10 protein-coding genes and 1 pseudogene are annotated in these 16,466 nt (G+C 70.5%); 2 read left to right on the top strand and 9 right to left on the bottom strand.

The genetic code is table 11. The features are described 5' to 3' along the window. Positions 1–26: 26 nt before the first annotated feature. The 3 genes from OHO27_RS03885 to OHO27_RS03895 form a co-directional block, all read right to left on the bottom strand. Positions 27–386: a cupin domain-containing protein gene (locus OHO27_RS03885; protein WP_328420307.1), complete on the bottom strand. Its 360-nt coding sequence runs from the start codon at positions 384–386 to the stop codon at positions 27–29. 142 nt (positions 387–528) lie between these two features. Then, entirely contained in the window at positions 529–1,506 is a 978-nt protein-coding gene (locus OHO27_RS03890; protein ID WP_328420309.1) for a pyridoxal-phosphate dependent enzyme, read from the bottom strand. Beyond that, positions 1,503–2,219, bottom strand: coding sequence for a helix-turn-helix transcriptional regulator (locus OHO27_RS03895; protein ID WP_328420311.1), 717 nt, complete (start codon positions 2,217–2,219; stop codon positions 1,503–1,505). The genes OHO27_RS03890 and OHO27_RS03895 overlap by 4 nt, the downstream gene beginning before the upstream one ends. Before the next feature lie 93 nt (positions 2,220–2,312). On the opposite strand from OHO27_RS03895, the pseudogene OHO27_RS03900 reads away from it, so the two are divergent. Both OHO27_RS03900 and OHO27_RS03905 read left to right on the top strand, forming a co-directional pair. Further along, a pseudogene (locus OHO27_RS03900) lies at positions 2,313–2,591 on the top strand (LacI family transcriptional regulator); the annotation flags it as partial. A gap of 267 nt (positions 2,592–2,858) precedes the next feature. Continuing rightward, the gene (locus OHO27_RS03905; protein ID WP_443059512.1) at positions 2,859–5,627 is read left to right on the top strand and encodes a M4 family metallopeptidase; all 2,769 of its coding nucleotides are present in this window, start codon (positions 2,859–2,861) and stop codon (positions 5,625–5,627) included. A 128-nt stretch (positions 5,628–5,755) separates the two neighbouring features. Here the strand turns inward: OHO27_RS03905 and OHO27_RS03910 are convergent, their stop codons facing one another. From OHO27_RS03910 to OHO27_RS03935, 6 genes are all read right to left on the bottom strand, one after another. Continuing rightward, positions 5,756–7,753, bottom strand: coding sequence for a heavy metal translocating P-type ATPase (locus OHO27_RS03910; RefSeq protein ID WP_328420313.1), 1,998 nt, complete (start codon positions 7,751–7,753; stop codon positions 5,756–5,758). Positions 7,754–7,794: 41 nt separating this feature from the next. Next, complete coding sequence (locus OHO27_RS03915) at positions 7,795–8,682, bottom strand: metal ABC transporter permease (protein WP_328420315.1); 888 nt, start codon at positions 8,680–8,682, stop codon at positions 7,795–7,797. Next, on the bottom strand, positions 8,679–9,521 hold the full coding sequence (locus OHO27_RS03920; protein ID WP_328420317.1) for a metal ABC transporter ATP-binding protein: 843 nt from the start codon (positions 9,519–9,521) through the stop codon (positions 8,679–8,681). Before OHO27_RS03920 ends, OHO27_RS03915 begins: the two co-directional genes overlap by 4 nt. After that, positions 9,518–10,462 (bottom strand): metal ABC transporter solute-binding protein, Zn/Mn family, encoded by a 945-nt coding sequence (locus OHO27_RS03925; RefSeq protein WP_328420319.1) that lies wholly within the window; start codon positions 10,460–10,462, stop codon positions 9,518–9,520. The genes OHO27_RS03920 and OHO27_RS03925 overlap by 4 nt, the downstream gene beginning before the upstream one ends. 138 nt (positions 10,463–10,600) lie before the next feature. After that, complete coding sequence (locus tag OHO27_RS03930; protein WP_328420321.1) at positions 10,601–11,347, bottom strand: SOS response-associated peptidase; 747 nt, start codon at positions 11,345–11,347, stop codon at positions 10,601–10,603. Between the two features lie 130 nt (positions 11,348–11,477). Further along, on the bottom strand, positions 11,478–13,325 hold the full coding sequence (locus OHO27_RS03935; RefSeq protein WP_328420323.1) for a hypothetical protein: 1,848 nt from the start codon (positions 13,323–13,325) through the stop codon (positions 11,478–11,480). Between the last annotated feature and the right edge of the window lie 3,141 nt (positions 13,326–16,466).

Raw genomic sequence — 16,466 nt, forward strand, 5'->3', positions numbered from 1 at the left:
GCCGGGTGAGGGGCCGGCGCCGGGAGCTACTTCTGCTTCGCGTACTCCCTGGCCGTCTGCCCCTGGAAGTCGTAGACCACGACCTGCTCGTCGCCCACGACCCAGGCGTCGTGTCCGGGCGAGCAGACGAAGACGTCGCCGGGGCCGACCTCGCTCTCGCCGCCTTCGTCCATGCGGATGTGCATGCGGCCTTGAACCACATAGCAGTTGTGGTGCATCTGACAGGTGTCGGTACCCGCGATGGCGGCCACGGACTCGGTCCAGCGCCAGCCGGGCTCGAAGGTCGCGACGGCGAAGTCGAGATCCGTCATGTGGACGGCTTCGAGGTGACCGCGGGGGAAATCGCGCCGCTCATCCGGCTTGTCGATGGGCTTCACTTCCAACATGATGGGCTCCCTTCCGGCCGCGTCTGACCGCGACCGCGGCCGGCCTCCCCGGCGAACCCTGCGCACCGCCGTCGACGGCCGGCCCCCTACCACACCATCGTCCGCCCGGCCATCCGGGGCCGCCATTCGGGGGTACTCCCGCTCAGACCCCCGCCCCACAGAGCTCGGCAAAGCGCTCGGCATCGACGTTGCCCCCGGAGATGATCACGCCGACCCGGCGCGGCAGCACGCCTGCCCGGCCGGTGAGCAGGGCCGCCAGCGGGGTGGCGCCGCTCGGTTCGACGACGATCTTCAGGCGTTCGAAGGCGAACCGCATCGCGTCCCTGATCTCGTCGTCGCTGACCAACGCGATCGCGTCGACGAGCCGTCGGTTGACGGAGAAGGTGAGTGCGCCGGGGGTGTGCAGGGCCTGGCCGTCGGCGATGGTGTGAGGTACCGGGATGCTGATGCGCCGCCCCGCCTCCAGGGATCGCTTGGTGTCGTCCCCGGCCTCCGGCTCCACGCCGATCATCCGGATGTCCGGGTACAGCCCCTTGGCCACCGTGGAGCTGCCGGCGATGAGCCCACCGCCGCCGACGGGCGTGAGCAGCGCACCCAACTCCCCCACTTCTTCGAGGAGTTCGAGGGCCGCCGTGCCCTGCCCGGCCATGATGTGCGTGTGCTCGTACGGCGGGATGACGGCGAGGCCGCGCTCGGCGGCGAGGGCCTCGGCGATCGCGACCCGGTCGCCGGTGTAGCGGTCGTAGGTGACGATCTCGGCGCCGTAGCCGACGGTCGCCGCACGCTTCGACGGCGGGGCGTCGTCGGGCATGACGATCACCGCGGTGGTGCCGAGTTCGCGGGCGGCGAGGGCGACGGCCTGCGCGTGGTTCCCGGAGGAGTATGCGGCGATGCCACGCTCCAACTGCTCCGGCGTCAGACGGGAGGCCGCGTTGTAGGCGCCGCGGAACTTGAAGGCGCCGACCCGCTGGAAGTTCTCGCACTTGAGGAAGACCTCCGCGCCGACGAGTTCGTCGAGCGTGCGCGAGCGCAGCACCGGGGTGCGGTGTGCGACGCCTTTGAGCCGGGCGGCAGCGTCGCGGACGTCGTCGAGGGTGACCGGTGGGGTGGCGGTCGTCACGCGTGTCCTCCTGAGGGTGTCGTGTCGGTGGCGGCCTCGTCCGTCGCCGTCCCGGCCTCGGTGCGCGCCTGCGACAGGTAGCTGTAGGCGGACGCGCGGGAGATGCCGAGGCGTGCCGCGACCTGTTCGATCGCGCGCCGCACGGCGAAGACGCCCCGCTCGTCCAGGCCGCGGAACAGCTCCAGGCGCTGGGCGCGTTCGAGACCGGCCCAGCTGCCGTTCTGCCGGAGCTGGTGGGCGTCGAGAATGGCGTCGACGACGGAGTCGATGTCGTTGCCGAAGGTCGTGACCGGTACGTCGGCCGTGGTTGCGCCGATGCCGGCGAGAGCTCCCAGCAGGGCGTGGGCGTCGTTGACTGCGGTGACGTCCAGGTTGACGCAGAGGGCACCGAACACGGCGCCCGTGGAGTCCCGCAGCACCATGGTGGACGCCTTGACCAGCTTGCCGTTCCGCGTGCGGGTCACGTAGTTGAGGTCGTCGCCCGCACCGTCGCCGCGCGCGACGACCCGCATGCCGATCTCGCTCATCGCCCCGCCCACGGCCCGCCCGGTCACCGAACCGGCCACGGCGACCACGGACTTCTCCGGCCGCCGGTAGTCGTGCAGGACCACCTCGCACATCGGCCCGAACGTCGCCACGAGCCCGTCGACGACCGGCTTCAGCGCGGCCACGATCGCGTCCCGCTCCGCTTCGAGCGCCTGCTCGGCCGTCATCGCACACTCCTCTGCCGCATGAGCTCGCCGGCTCCCGATCCTCCAAACCGCTCTCTAGACTACACGTCCAAGCACTGTACTGACAGTCCAGTCTCCATGCGGACGCTGGGCTACTGGCCGAGCCGCAGTGCCCGTAGCCGGTCGGCGGCAGGACCCCGGCGGCAGGACCCGGATGCTCGGCGTGATCTCGTTCGACGCGGCCCGCTACGGGCCCGCCGCCACCCTGACCGCGATCAACACTGCGGCCCAGGAGGCCGGTCATCTGCTGAGCTCGATCGCACTGGACACGGCCGAGCCGGCCACGGTCGTCGAGCCGAGGACCGGCTGTCCGCCGAGGGCGCGGACGGGGGGGTGATCGTCATGGCCCCGCGCCCGCGCCGACGCGCTGACGGGCAGCCGTACCCACCCCCGACTACGGCCGGAAGTCACCTGTGGGCACACCCGCCCCGTTGATCGAACGGAACATCGCCGCTTCGATGACCCCTGGCCGGGCGGCACTGTGCTCCCGGCACCGCGAGCGAGGGGGGTCGGGAGACCGTGCGTAGCGTGCGTCACCCCAGAAAAGCCACCGGAAGAGCCGGCGGCCGCCGAGGCGGTCACCGGGCACAACCGATCGGATTACCGGGTGCGGCGGCGCTGTTGAGCGTCGTCGCACTCGTCGTCTCGGCGGCGCCGGCCGACGCCGAGACGGAGGCGACGGCACCGCCGCCGAGCCCGGCGCAGATGATCCCGGGGCAGGAGACACAGACCCCGGCGCTGGTACGGGGCATCCGGGAGCAGGCCCCTGCCACCGGCAGTGCCGCAGCGGCGGCCCGCGCCTATCTGGACGGCAGGCAGGGCCGGTACCGGATCCCGGACGCGAGCCGCGATCTGGTGCCCGCCGGGACCACCACCGCCGCCGACGGCCGCGAGACCGTCCGGCTCCAGCAGCGGCACCGGGGGGTGCCCGTCCTGGGCGGCCAGTACGTCGTCCGTATGCAGCGGCAGGGCGGCGAGCGGGTCGTCACGGGAACCTCGGGCAAGTACTTCACCGAGCTGAGCACCGGCACGACGCCCGAGGTCGGCGAGGCACTCGCCGTCGAGCGCGCCATCGACGCCGTCCTCACCGAGCTCGGCGAGAGGAACTTCGCCGCGACGCCACCGCGCGAGGGGGCCGAGGAGGAACGCCCGCTCGAAGGCACCGCGCGTGGCCTCGTCGTACTGCCCGCCGGGGCAGGCGTCCTCACCCGGCACGTCACCGTGCACGGCACCGACCCGACGACCGGTGCGCCCGTGCGCCGCGAGGTCTACGTCGACGCACGCGCCGGGTATCCGGTCCTTCAGTACAGCGGTATCAAGACGTTCGGCACGCCTCGCGCAACAGCCGGCCAGTCCGCGGCCGACAGGCGCCAACGGCACGCGCTCGCCCCTGAGAAGGGCACCGGCGTCCGGCTCGACGGCACCACCGTCGACCTCGACATCGACCGCGACGACAACCGTGGCCTGTACGTCCTGCGCGACCGCTCCCGCATACCCGCCGGCGACTCCGAGAACGTCCTGTCGACCTGGGATGCGCGGGGCAAGTGGTACACCGACGTCGGCGGGGTGTGGCCCGAGGGCATCCAGGAGTTCGGCTCGCCGACGCCCGCTTTCGGCTCCGAGGCCACCGATTCGGGCGCCGTGGACGCCCACTGGGCCGCCGGGCAGGTCTACGACTACTTCAAGGGCAAGCACGGCCGCGACAGCCTCGACGGCCGGGGCATGACCATCAACTCGCTGGTGGGCGTGACCAGTTACGGGCAGCCGTACGTCAACGCCTTCTGGGACGGGCAGAAGATGGTGTACGGCAGCGGCGACGCCGAGTACCGCCCGCTCTCCGCGGCCATGGACGTGGTCGGCCACGAGATGACGCACGGCGTGATCGAGCATTCCGCGAACCTCGTCTACGCGGGCCAGTCCGGCGCCCTGAACGAGGCCGTCGCCGACTACTTCGGCAACGCCATCGAGGCGGACGTGTACGGCATCCCCGCGACGGACCCCGACTCGGGCCTCCTGGGCGAGCGGCTCTGCCGGACCAAGTCCCCGCGGGAGTGCGCGCTGCGCGACCTGGGAGACGGACGCACCACGGCCAAGTCGTTCCTCGGCGTCGGCTTCGCCACCGACAGCGGCGGCGTCCACCTCAACTCGACCATCATCGGCGGCGCGCTGTGGGAGGCCCGTGAGGACCTGGGCGCCGAGACGATGGACAAGATCGTCTACCGGGCGCTGACCGAGTACCTCACGCCGCTCGACGGCTTCACCGAGGCACGGGCCGCCGTGCTCGCCGCCGCCCAGGACCTCGCGATCCCGGCGGCGGGCCGCAAGAGTCTGCAGCGCGCCTTCACCGCCCACGGCATAGTGCCCGGCTGGGAGTCGGCCCTCGGCCTGGACGCCGACGTCCTCCTCGACCGGATCAACACCAGCAACTCGCACGTGGGCGGGGGCGGCGGCTGGTGGGCGGCGTCCAAGTCCGACGAGGACGGCACGGAGCCGTACTCGGTGTGGGCCGGGCGCGCCGACGGTGAGGGCCCGCTCAAGCTGATGAGCCCCAACGACGGCCGGTACCACGTGAATCCGGCCACCGACGGAAAGACCGTGGTGTGGCAGGCGTACGGCGCCGATGGCGTCGACGTCCTGGCCAGGCCGCTCGCGGGCGGACCCGTCAAGAAGCTCTGGCACGGCCGGACCCCCGGCAGTTCGGTGGCCGTCGACGGCGACCTCGTGGCCTTCGACTACGTCACCTACGGCGGGCGCCGGGCCGTGGCCTATCTGAGCATCAAGGATCCGGCGAACGTCGAGACGATCGGCGGGGGCACCTACTACCGTGCGTGGGCACCGTCGGTGAGCCACGGCAAGGTCGCCTACCAGGAGAGGCGGCGGGTGCGCGCCGAGTACGCGGTGAGCACCCGGGTCATCGACGTCGCGACCGGTGAGAACACCGCGGTCCAATCGACGACGGACGGCACGAGTCTCGGCCCGACGGCCATCAACGGCACGCACGTTTTCTGGCTCCTCGACGACGGCGCCACGGACGGAACGAGGGCACTGCGCCGCGCGGCGCTCGACGGTTCCGGCGTGGTGGACCTGAGCCCGGAGTCGGGGCCGAACGCCCTGAACGCCTACGACCTGACGGTCTCCGAGGACAGGGTGACGGTCGGCAGCTACCTGGCCGGCGCCCCGCTCAGCAACGAATCGGCGCCCAAGCTCTACCAGTTCGCCGCGGCCGGCGCGCCCGATGATCCGGCGACCCGCAAGGGCCGCGTCTCCTGCAACCGCGGCGAGCAGTCGTCCGCGGCCGCGGTCGGCGGCAGCCGGCTGGTGTGGCTGGACTCGACGACCGGCACCACCGATGTCGTGACCCGCGCTCGGCCGACGGGCCGCTGCGACTGACCTCGAGGAGCAGTCCGGAAGGAGCAGCGCGAAAGGGGCCGTTGGCCCGCCCAGAGTCCGGCAGGGCGGGTTAACGGCCCTCGCGCAAAGGGCCGACAGTGCGTACGGCCCTTGAGCAACAGGTCCCGTCAAGCAGCCCCGTCTGCCGCCGCCCGCTGCCATGCCGCGTCCCGCAGCAGGCGCAGTCCGTTCAGGCCGACGAGGACCGTGGAGCCCTCGTGGCCCGCGACGCCGAGCGGCAGCGGGAGCGTGCCGACCAGGTCCCAGGTGACGAGGCCCGCGATGAACACCCCGGCGACGACGAGGTTCTGCACGACCAGTGTCCGGGCCCGGCGGGAGAGGGCGACGGTGGTGGGGACGGCGGCCAGTTCGTCGCGGACGATCACCGTGTCGGCGGTCTCCAGGGCGAGGTCCGAGCCCGCGCGGCCCATGGCGACGCCGATGTGGGCGGCGGCCAGGGCGGGTGCGTCGTTGACGCCGTCCCCGACGACCATCACCTTGCGGCCCGCGGCCTCCATCTCCTTGACCGCGGCCATCTTGTCCTGCGGCAGCAGCCCCGCGCGCACATCCTCGATACCGGCCTCGGCGGCCAGGTGGGCGGCGGCCCGGGGGTTGTCGCCGGTGAGCAGGGTCGGGGCGGCGCCGGTGAGTGCGGTGAGGGACGCGACGGTGGCGGCGGCGTCGGGGCGCAGCCGGTCCGCGATGCCGAGCACCCCGGCCGGGGTGCCGTCGACGATCACGAGGACGGCGGTGCAGCCGGACTGCTGGAGTTCTTCGGCAAACGCGGTGACCGGGCTCGCGTCGTCGGCACCGTCACCGTCGTCGAGCAGGCGGGCCGGGGCGCCCACTTCGACGGTCCGGCCGTTCGCGATCACGGCCTTCACCCCGACCCCGGGCGCGGACATGAAGTCCCGTACGTCAGGCAGTTGGAGGCGCCGCTCACGCGCCGCGTCCAAAACGGCCCGTGCCAGCGGGTGTTCGCTGGGGTGCTCGGCGGCCGCGGCGAGCGTCAACAACGCGTCCTCGTCGAGCGCCGATCCCGGCAGGGGCCGTACGTCGACGACGCGCGGTGTGCCCTCGGTGAGCGTGCCGGTCTTGTCCAGCGCGACGGCGTCGACCTGGCCGAGGCGTTCCATCACCACCGCCGACTTCACCAGCACACCGTGCCGGCCGGCGTTGGCGATCGCCGACAGCAGGGGCGGCATGGTGGCCAGGACCACCGCACAGGGCGAGGCGACGATCATGAAGGTCATGGCCCGCAGCAGCGCCTCGGAGAACTCCTCGCCGAACGCGAGCGGGACCGAGAACACGGCGAGCGTCGCGGCGACCATGCCCAGCGAGTAGCGCTGTTCGACCTTCTCGATGAACAGCTGGGTGGGTGCCTTCGTCTCGGACGCCTCTTCCACCATCCGTACGATCCGGGCGATCACGGAGTCGGAGGCGTCGCGTTCGACCCGGACGCGCAGCGCCCCGGTGCCGTTGAGGGTGCCCGCGAACACTTCGTCGCCCGGCTGCTTCGGCGCGGGGAGCGGTTCGCCGGTGATGCTCGCCTGGTCCACCTCGCTGGCGCCGTCCAGCACCCGGCCGTCGGCTCCGACGCGCTCGCCGGGCCGTACGAGGACGGTGTCGTCCACCGTCAACTCCTCGACGGCGACGGTCTGTTCGGTGCCGTCGGGGGCGATCCGGGTGGCCGTGGCAGGGGCCAGGTCGAGCAGTCCGCGCACGGAGTCGGCGGTGCGGGCGGTGGCGAGGGCCTCCAGCGCGCCCGAGGTCGCGAAGATGACGATCAGCAGCGCGCCGTCCATCAGCTGCCCGATCGAGGCGGCGCCGAGCGCGGCGACGACCATCAGCAGATCGACGTCGAGGGTCCTCGCCTTGAGTGCCTTGAGCCCCTCCCAGCCCGGCTCCCAGCCGCCGGTCGCGTACGACAGCGCGTAGAGCGGGCCCCACGTCCAGGCGGGCGCTCCGGTGAGTTGCAGGGGCAGCGCGAGCAGGAACAGCGCGGTGGCCGCGACAGCCCAGCGGACCTCGGGCAGCGCGAGGAGCCGGGTACGCCGCCGCGGCACGCCTTCGGCACGCGCGGAACCGGCCCGCTCGGCCGACGGCGGGGTGAGCGTCGAAGTCATGCGCTCACGATACAGGAATAGATGAACACCCCTTCATGTCTTCATGTCGGGCGGGGTTCTTCCCGGAAGGGCTTCTCCTTTCGGACGGTCTTCCGACGGCGGCCCAGCAGCCTGCACCCGAGGTAGATCGCGAACGAGATCGTGGTGACGTACGGGCTGATGGGGACGCTGCTGCCCAGGGCCAGCAGGATTCCGCCCTCGATGGAGGCCACCGCGAACACCACGCCCAGGAGGGGCAGCAGCACCGGTGAGGCCGTGAGCCGGGCAGCGGCGGCCGCCGGTGTGACGACGAGCGTGAGGACCAGCAGCGCGCCGACGATCTGCACGGACAGGGCGACCGCGAGGCCCAGCACGATCATGAAGGCGAACGACAGCGCCCGTACGGGCACGCCCCGCGCCTCGGCCACCTCCGGGTCGGCGCTGGCGAAGGCGAGCGGGCGCCACATCACCGCCAGGGCCACGAGCACCACCGCCGACGTGCCGAGCAGCCAGGACATCTGCGGGGTGTCGACGGCGACGATCTGCCCGGTGAGGAGGCCGAACTTGTTCGCCGCCCGGCCCTTGTAGAGGGCGAGGAAGAGCACGCCGAGCCCGAGGCCGAACGGCATGATGACGCCGATCACGGAGTTGCGGTCCCGGGCACGGGAGCCGAGCAGTCCGATCGCCCCGGCGGCGACGAGCGAGCCCACGATCGAGCCGGCCACGATGTTCACACCCAGCAGCAGCGCGGCCGAGGCACCGGCGAAGGACAGCTCACTGATCCCGTGCACCGCGAACGGCAGGTCCCGCATGATCACGAACACCCCCGCCAGACCGCCGACCAGACCGAGGGCGGCGCCGGCGACGAGGGAGTTGCGGACCAGGGCGAGCAGTTCGCCGTAGTGGTCGAAGTTGAAGACCTGCTGCCAGATCCCGTCGGCGATGGTCATGCCCTTGCTCCGTGCGGCAGTTCGGGGTGATGCGGCGGCTGCGCCACCTCGTCGGATACGGCGACGACCGTGACGCGGTCCCGGACGCGGATGACGTCGACCTGGGTGCCGTACAGCCGCGACAGCGCCTCGGACGTCAGCACCTCGTCGGGGGTGCCGATGCGGTGACCGCCGCGGGCAAGGTAGAGAACGCGGTCCACCAGACCCAGTACCGGGTTGATCTCGTGAGTCACGAACACCACGGCGGTGCCGTGGGAGCGGCGCCGGGCGTCCACCAGTCCCGTGACGGCCCGTTGATGGTGCAGGTCCAGGGAGAGCAGCGGCTCGTCGCAGAGCAGGATCCGCGGGTCGGTCACCAGCGCCTGCCCGATGCGTACGCGCTGCCGTTCGCCGCCGGAGAGCAGACCGACGGGGACATCCGCGTACGCGGCGGCACCGACCGCGGCGAGGACCTCGTCCACGCGACGGCGTACGGCGCCCGTGCGCAGCCGGGGCCCGAAGCCGTGTCCGTCGATGCCGAAACGGACCAGGTCCCGGGCGCGCAGCATGGCGTGGGCGGACAGGGTCGCCTGCTGCGGTACGTAGCCGATGTGGCGGCCGCCGTGGCGGGGCGGGCCGCCGAGCACCGTCAACGTACCGGCGGACAGTTGCCGTTGGCCCAGAAGGGCGCGGACGAAGCTGGTCTTGCCCGCCCCGTTGGGGCCGAGCACGGCCAGGAACTCACCCGGCCGCACATCGAGATCGAGGCCTTGCCACACCACGTGCTCGCCGTAGGACAGAGCCGCTCCGCGCAGGCTGATCAGCGCGGCGTCGCCGTCGGCCACGGTGGATCGCGTCACTTGCCCAGCGCGCGCGCGAGCGCGTCGACATTGGCGGTCATCCAGCCGAGGTAGTCCTTGCCGTGGGGCAGGGTCTCGGTCACGGGGACGACAGGGATTCCAGCGGCCCTGGCCGCCTGCTCGGCCTTCTCGGTCTGCGGGCCGGAGGTCTGCTCGTTGTAGACCAGCGCCTCGACCTTCTTGCCGGTGAACAGCGCCAGCATCTGCTGCAGGGTCCTCGCGGAGACGTCGCCACCTTCTTCGATGGCCTCGCTGAACTCCTCGGGCGTCGCGTTCTCCAGCCCGGCGGCCTCGATCATGTACAGCGGCACCGGTTCGGTGATGGCCACGCGCTCGCCGCCGTGCCCGGCCTTGATCCGGGCTTCCTTCTGCTCCAGGGGCTTCAGCTTCGCCTGGAAGCTCTTGGCGTTTCTGGTGAAGGTCGCGGTGTCGGCCGGGTCGGCCTTGGCCAGGGCGGCGGCAATGCGGTCGGCGAGCCTCGCGACCGTGCGGAAGTCGTACCAGACATGCTCGTTGAGCTCCCGGCCCGCCGGGGCGGTCTTCCCGGAGACCTTGACCGCGTTGACCACCTCGGCGGACGAGCCGCCGGTCTTCAGCATGCGGTCGACGAAGTCGTCGTAGCCGCCGCCGTTCTCGATCACGACCTTCGCCTTGGACAGCGCCAGCTGGTTCTGCGTGTTGGCCTCGTAGGAGTGCGGGTCCTGGTCGGGGTCGCTGATGATCGCGGTGACCTGCACCTTTGCGCCGCCTATTCGCTCCGCGACATCCCCGTAGACGTTCGTCGAAGCCACCACCGGGACGACGGACGCAGCAGCGGGACCCTGCGCGGCGTCGGTGCCGCTTCCGGAATCCTGCGAGCTGCCGCAGCCCGCAAGGAGGATCAGGCATGTGCCGGCTGTCAGCGACACAAGCGGAAGACGACGGTACGAGGACGCAAGCATGAACCCTCCGGGGCATGGCGAATGGTCCGCCGAGCTCCATCCGTCCCGGCTTCGGGCCCACGCTAGATGAAAACGGATATCAAAAGCGTCCGGCGGGCGTCCGACCGGGCAACCCTTACCCAGAACTCACCTTCGGGGTCAGGGAGCGGGGACCTCGTCCAGGAGCTGAGGGCCGTTGTTGCGGACGCTGTTGACGGCCGGGGAGACGGGGCGGACGTCCAGGTGGCCGTCCGCCGGCGGGGCGAGCAGAGCGCGGAGGTCGTCGGTGTCCTGGTGGTGCGGGTCCAGCCAGGCGTCGTAGTGCTCGGGGGTGAGGGCGAGGGGCATGCGGGGGTGGATGCGGCCGGCCGCGTCGGTGGCCTCGGTGGTGATGATGGTGCAGGTCAGCAGCCAGGCGGCAGGGTCGTCGGAATCCTTGATCTCCGGGTCGCGCCAGAACTCGTACAGTCCGGCGAGGGCCAGGACCTGCCCGTCCTCCGGATGGATGAAGTAGGGCTGCTTGCGGACCTTGCCCGACTTCTTGTCCTTCACCTCGTCCCACTCGAAGAAGCCGTCGGCCGGCAGCAGGCAGCGGCGTTTGACGAACGCGCGGCGGAAGGCGGGCTTCTCGTGCACGGTCTCCACTCGCGCGTTGATCAGCCTCGCGCCGATCTTGGTGTCCTTCGCCCACGAGGGCACCAGCCCCCACCGCAGCGGCCGCAGCCGGCGCCGTACGGTCTCGTCCTCGTCGGCGCCGCGCGGTGTGCGCTCGAGGACGGCCCAGACCTCGTCGGTCGGGGCCACGTTCCAACTGGGCGCGAGGGTTTCCTCCGGATGCCACTCGACCACCTGGAACAGCTGAGCGAGGTCCTGGGGACTGCGGCTGGAGGCATAGCGTCCGCACATACGGCCACTGTGCCACGGTGCGGTCCGGCGGTCCTCACAAGCTGGTCAGCGCGTGTGTTGCGAGTTCTTGATCACGGTGTTCGTCCAGTGCGGCTGACGCAGGTCGCTTTCGCCGCGCACCGGGTGCGGCTCAGGTCGCAAGGGGCTGCTGGATGCTGTCGCCTCGGTTGCTGATCGCGATGTGGGTGCCGATGCGCCGGAAATCGTTGATCACGCCGAAGAGGCTCTTGTCGGACGGCAGGAGGGCCGGGAGAGCGGCGTCCTGTGACAGCTGGGCTCGGAGCATCTCCTTGTAGGCGTTGTAGACCCTCGCCGTGTAGCCGGGCTCGGTCGCCGCGTTCATCCGGTGGTCGTTGGTGACCGCGATCGAGGCGAGGTCCATGAGGTAGCAGTCGAACAGGTCCGTGACGTCCTTGGACTTCGCGTCGTCGTCCCCGTTCGCCGCGTCCCGCGCGAGTACCTGGCCCATCTCCACGACGATCTCGCGGTACGTCCGGTGCCGGGTGCTGCTGGGGAAGGCGGCCATGATGTGGTCGGCCTGCCCGGCGCCCTCCGTGTTCATGGTGCGCGGCGTCTTGAGATCGGACAGTCCGGGCACCGCCAGCGGCACTCCCCGGAACATCAGTTCCTCGTCGGGAATGCCCGTGTTCTGGGAGGCCAGCGGATGCAGACCGATCTCATGGGAGAGCATGCCCATCACGTAGCCGATGTCGTACTTCTCGAAGTAGTAGCTGGCGAGCTCGATGTCGACGCCGTCCGCGCCCCGGTCCCGCACATTGGCCGGCGTCTCCGTGGTCCGCACCAGCAGGGTGATACGGCACGGACGATCGTCGATGTAGCTCCGGATGGTCGCGTGCTTGCGCAGCAACTCGATGATGCGGACGGCCTTGTCGCGATACCTGTCGTCCGTGAGCTTCAGGTTGGTGAACTCGAAGTTCCCCGACTTGAAGGGGACGAGGGTCGGCTCGGCGGCGGTGGGCGTCGTGTTCGGGTCCGCCGGCATGCGGGCAGGGACTTCTGTGGTCGTGGGCTCGGAATGGTCGGCCGGTTGGGGCAGGGAGACCGGGTCGACCCAGACGGACGCGCGCGGGACCGGTGTGGTGGCCGCGCGGGCATCGTCCCAGGACTGCTCCGGGTGATGCTCAGCAGGTGAGGTCACGGCCCCGATGAGGGCGCCAAGCAGTTCCAGGTGCCGGCCGCGTAGACCGGAAGCGTCGAGGGAGGTGTCCTCGGGGCTTGCGTTCAGGTCGCCGAGGAGGCTGCCGGGGATGTGCGGGCGGTGCGGGGAGTCGGCGTCACGGTACTCGTCACGCAGACCGAGCTGATGGGTCAGTTCGTGGACCATGTGCACCGGATCGGCATCTGCCCACCAGGTGTTCTGGTCCATCGCCCGGTCCCCGCCCGCCAGGTCCACCGTCAAGTGCGGGTTCTCGGAGGGGTCGACGTACTCCACCGTCACATTCAGCCGGTCGCCGTTCGGCAGGCGATACGCCGGATCGTTCAGGAACTCGCGTACGCCCGCGTCGAGTTGATCACGGACGTGCGCGACCTGCTTCTCCATGCCACGCATCGCGACCCGGACCGTGAGGTCCGTGACCGGCCCGCCGTCGAAGGTGAACCGCCGTGCGTCGAAGCCCGACCGCACCACGAAACGCGGACGGTTGTCACGGAGGCCGCGCGGCTGCGGTGTACTGGGCGGCGGCACCGTGGCTTCGTCGGGCCGAGGCAACCGCGGGCTGACGGACTGGATGCTGTCGCCCTGGTTGTTGAAGGTGAAGCTCGTCCCCAGGCCGAGGAAGTTGTTGGTGACGCCGAACATGCCCTTGTCCGCAGGGAGGAGCGGCCTCACCGGGCTGTCCTCCGGCAACTTGGCTGCGAACATCTCCTTGTACGCGTTGTAGACCCTCGAAGTATTACGGGGTTCCCAAGCCGCACTCTTACGGTTGTCGTTGGTGACGGCGATCGTGGCCAGGTCCATCAAGTAGCAGTCGATCAGGTCCGTGACGTCCTTGGCCCTGGCGCCTTCCTCCCCACCCGAGCCTCCTCCGCCAGATCATGCGCCATGCTCAGGACGATGTCCCGATAGATCCCATGGCGGGTGCTGCTGGTGAAGGCGGCCATGATGTGGTCGGCCTGCCCCGCACCTTCCGTGCTCATGGTGCGTGGCGTCTTCAGTTCCGACAGGCCCGGCACCGGGAGCGGGACCGCCTCGAACATCGACTCCTCCACGGGGATGTCCGTCCTCCGTGAGGCGAGGGGGTGCAGGCCGATCTCATGGGCCAGCATGCCCATGATGTAGCCGATGTCGTACTTCTCGAAGTAGTAGCTCGCCAGGTTGATATCGACGCCGTCGTCGTCGCGGTCCGTCACATCCGCCGGGGTCTCGGTCGTACGCAGGTGCAGGGTGATACGGCAGGGACGGTTGCCGATGTAGTCCTTGATCGTGTCGTGCTTCCGCAGCAGCTCGATGATCCGGATCGCCTTGTCCCGGTACTTCTCGTTCGTGTGCTTCAGGTTCGTGAACTCGAAGTTCCCCGACTTGAAGGGCGTGACGGTCGCGTTCGGATCCGCCGGCATGCGCGCCGGGACCTCGGCCGAACCGTCGGTGGAACGGGGCAGGGAGACCGGGTCGACCCAGACGGACTCACGGCGGGTGGGGGTGCTCGCGGCACGGGCGTCCTCCCAGGTCTGCTCGTCCGTGGTCTGGTCGGGCGCCGGAGACATGTCTCCGATGAGTGCACCCAGCAGTGCCATATGACGGCCACGAAGGCCGGACGCGGCGAGGGAGGTGTCCTCGGGGCTTGCGTTCAGGTCACCGAGGAGGCTGCCGGGGATGTGCGGGCGGTGCGGGGAGTCGGCGTCACGGTACTCGTCACGCAGGCCGAGCTGATGGGTCAGTTCGTGGACCATGTGCACCGGATCGGCATCCGCCCACCAGGTGTTCTGGTCCATCGCCCGGTCCCGGCCCGCCAGATCCACCGTCAAGTGCGGGGCATCCGAGGGGTCGACGTACTCCACCGTCACATTCAGGCGGTCGCCGTTCGGCAGGCGATACGCCGGTTCGTTCAGGAACTGCCGGACTCCCGCGTCGAGTTGGTCCCGGACATGCGCGGTCTGTCCCTCCGTACCGCGCATCGCGACCCGGACGGTGAGGTCGGTGACCGGCTCCCCCCGGTACGAGAACCGCCTCGCGTCGAAGCCCGACCTCACCACGAAACGCGGGCGGCTGTCGCGCTGGGACGGGGACGGAGGTGAGGCTTGCTGCGCGGGCGTCTCGAAGGGCTGCGGGAGCCGTGGCTGGGCCTCGTCCGTCGCGATGGGCTGCTGGATGCTGTCGCCGCGGTTGTTGGTCGCGAGGCTGGTGGCGAGCTGGGCGAAGTCCCGTACGACGCCGAACAGTCCCTTGTCGGTGGGCAGCAGTGGGCGGGCCGGGCTGTCTTCTGCCATGTGCTCGGCGAGCAGGGCCTTGTAGGCGTTGTAGACCTTGGCGGTGTTGCCGGGTTCCTTGGCCGCGTTCATCCGGTAGTCGCTGGTGATGGCGATCGAGGCGACGTCCATCAGGTAGCAGTCGATCAGGTCCGTGACGTCCTTGGCCTTGGCTCCCTCCACGCCGTCCCGCGCGGCGTCGGCAAGCATGTCGGCCATCTTCACGACGATGTCGCGGTAGATCCCGTGCCGGGTGCTGCTGGGGAAGGCCGCCATGATGTGGTCGGCCTGGCCCGCGCTGTCGGTGTTCATGGTGCGCGGCGTCTTGAGATCGGACAGCCCCGGCACCGGCAGTGGGATGCCCCGGAACATCGCCTCCTCGTCGGGGATGTCCCTGTTGCGGGAGGCGAGAGGGTGCAGGCCGATCTCGTGGGCCAGCATGCCCATGATGTGGCCTATGCCGTACTTCTCGAAGTAGTAGCTGGCCAGGTTGATCTGGACGCCCTCGTCACCCAGGTCGCGTACGTCGGCCGGCGTCTCCGTCGTACGCAGATGCAGGGTGATCCGGCAGGGGCGGGCACCGATGTAGTCCCGGATCGTCGGATGCTCCCTGAGCAGTTCGATGATCCGGACCGCCTTGTCGCGGTACTTCTCCTCGGTGTGCTTCAGGTTCGTGAACTCGAAGCCGCCCGACCTGAACGGTGTGAGCGTCGCCGCCTGCGGCATATGGGGCGGGACTTCGGTGCCTGCCGTGCCGTTGGCCGGTCGGGGCAGGGAGACCGGGTCGACCCAGACGGACTCTCGGGTGATCGGGGTGGTGGCCGTGCGCGCCGCTTCCCAGGTCTGCTCGGCGTTCTGCTGAGGCTGCGGGGTCACGTTCCCGACGAGCGCGCCGAGCAGGGCGAGGTGACGGCCACGGAGACCGGACGCGGCGAGGGAGGTGTCCTCGGGGCTTGCGTTCAGGTCACCGAGGAGGCTGCCGGGAATGTGCGGGCGGTGCGGGGAATCTGCGTCACGGTACTCGTCACGCAGGCCGAGCTGATGGGTCAGCTCGTGGACCATGTGCACCGGATCGGCATCCGCCCACCAGGTGTTCTGGTCCATCGCCCGGTCCCGGCCCGCCAGATCCACCGTCAAGTGCGGGGCATCGGCCGGATCGACGTGTTCGACCGTCACGTGCAGCCGGTCGCCGTTCGGCAGCCGGTACGCCGGGTCGTTCAGGAAGTCACGTACACCTGCGTCGAGTTGATCGCGGACGTGCGCGGTCTGGCCCTGTGGGCCCCGGATCGCCAGCCGTACCGTGAGGTCGGTGACCCGCTCCCCCCGGTACGAGAACCGCCGCGCGTCGAAGCCCGACCTCACCACGAAACGGGGGCGGGTGTCCCGCGGGCCCCTTGGGGTGGGGATGGTCGCTCTCGGTGGGTCGGCGGCGGGGTTCCGGTTCCGGGGCAGCCGCGGGCCCACCGCTTCCGGGCTCGGCGCTGCGTTGTCCGGCGCTGCATCCGTGTCCATCGCGGCATCCGTGTCCGTTGCCTCGCCGCCGGATTCGTACTCGGAGGAGGACGCGTCGGGGTTCTGCGGGTTCCCGGTACCGGTCCTGTCGCCGTTGAGCACGCCGTTCTCGTCGAGGGTCCCGCCGATGCCGGCCGCGTTGTCCCGGATGTGGTCCCACAGCTCCGCCCGCTGCTGCATC

This window comes from Streptomyces sp. NBC_00443 (assembly GCF_036014175.1).
Lineage (GTDB): Bacteria > Actinomycetota > Actinomycetes > Streptomycetales > Streptomycetaceae > Streptomyces.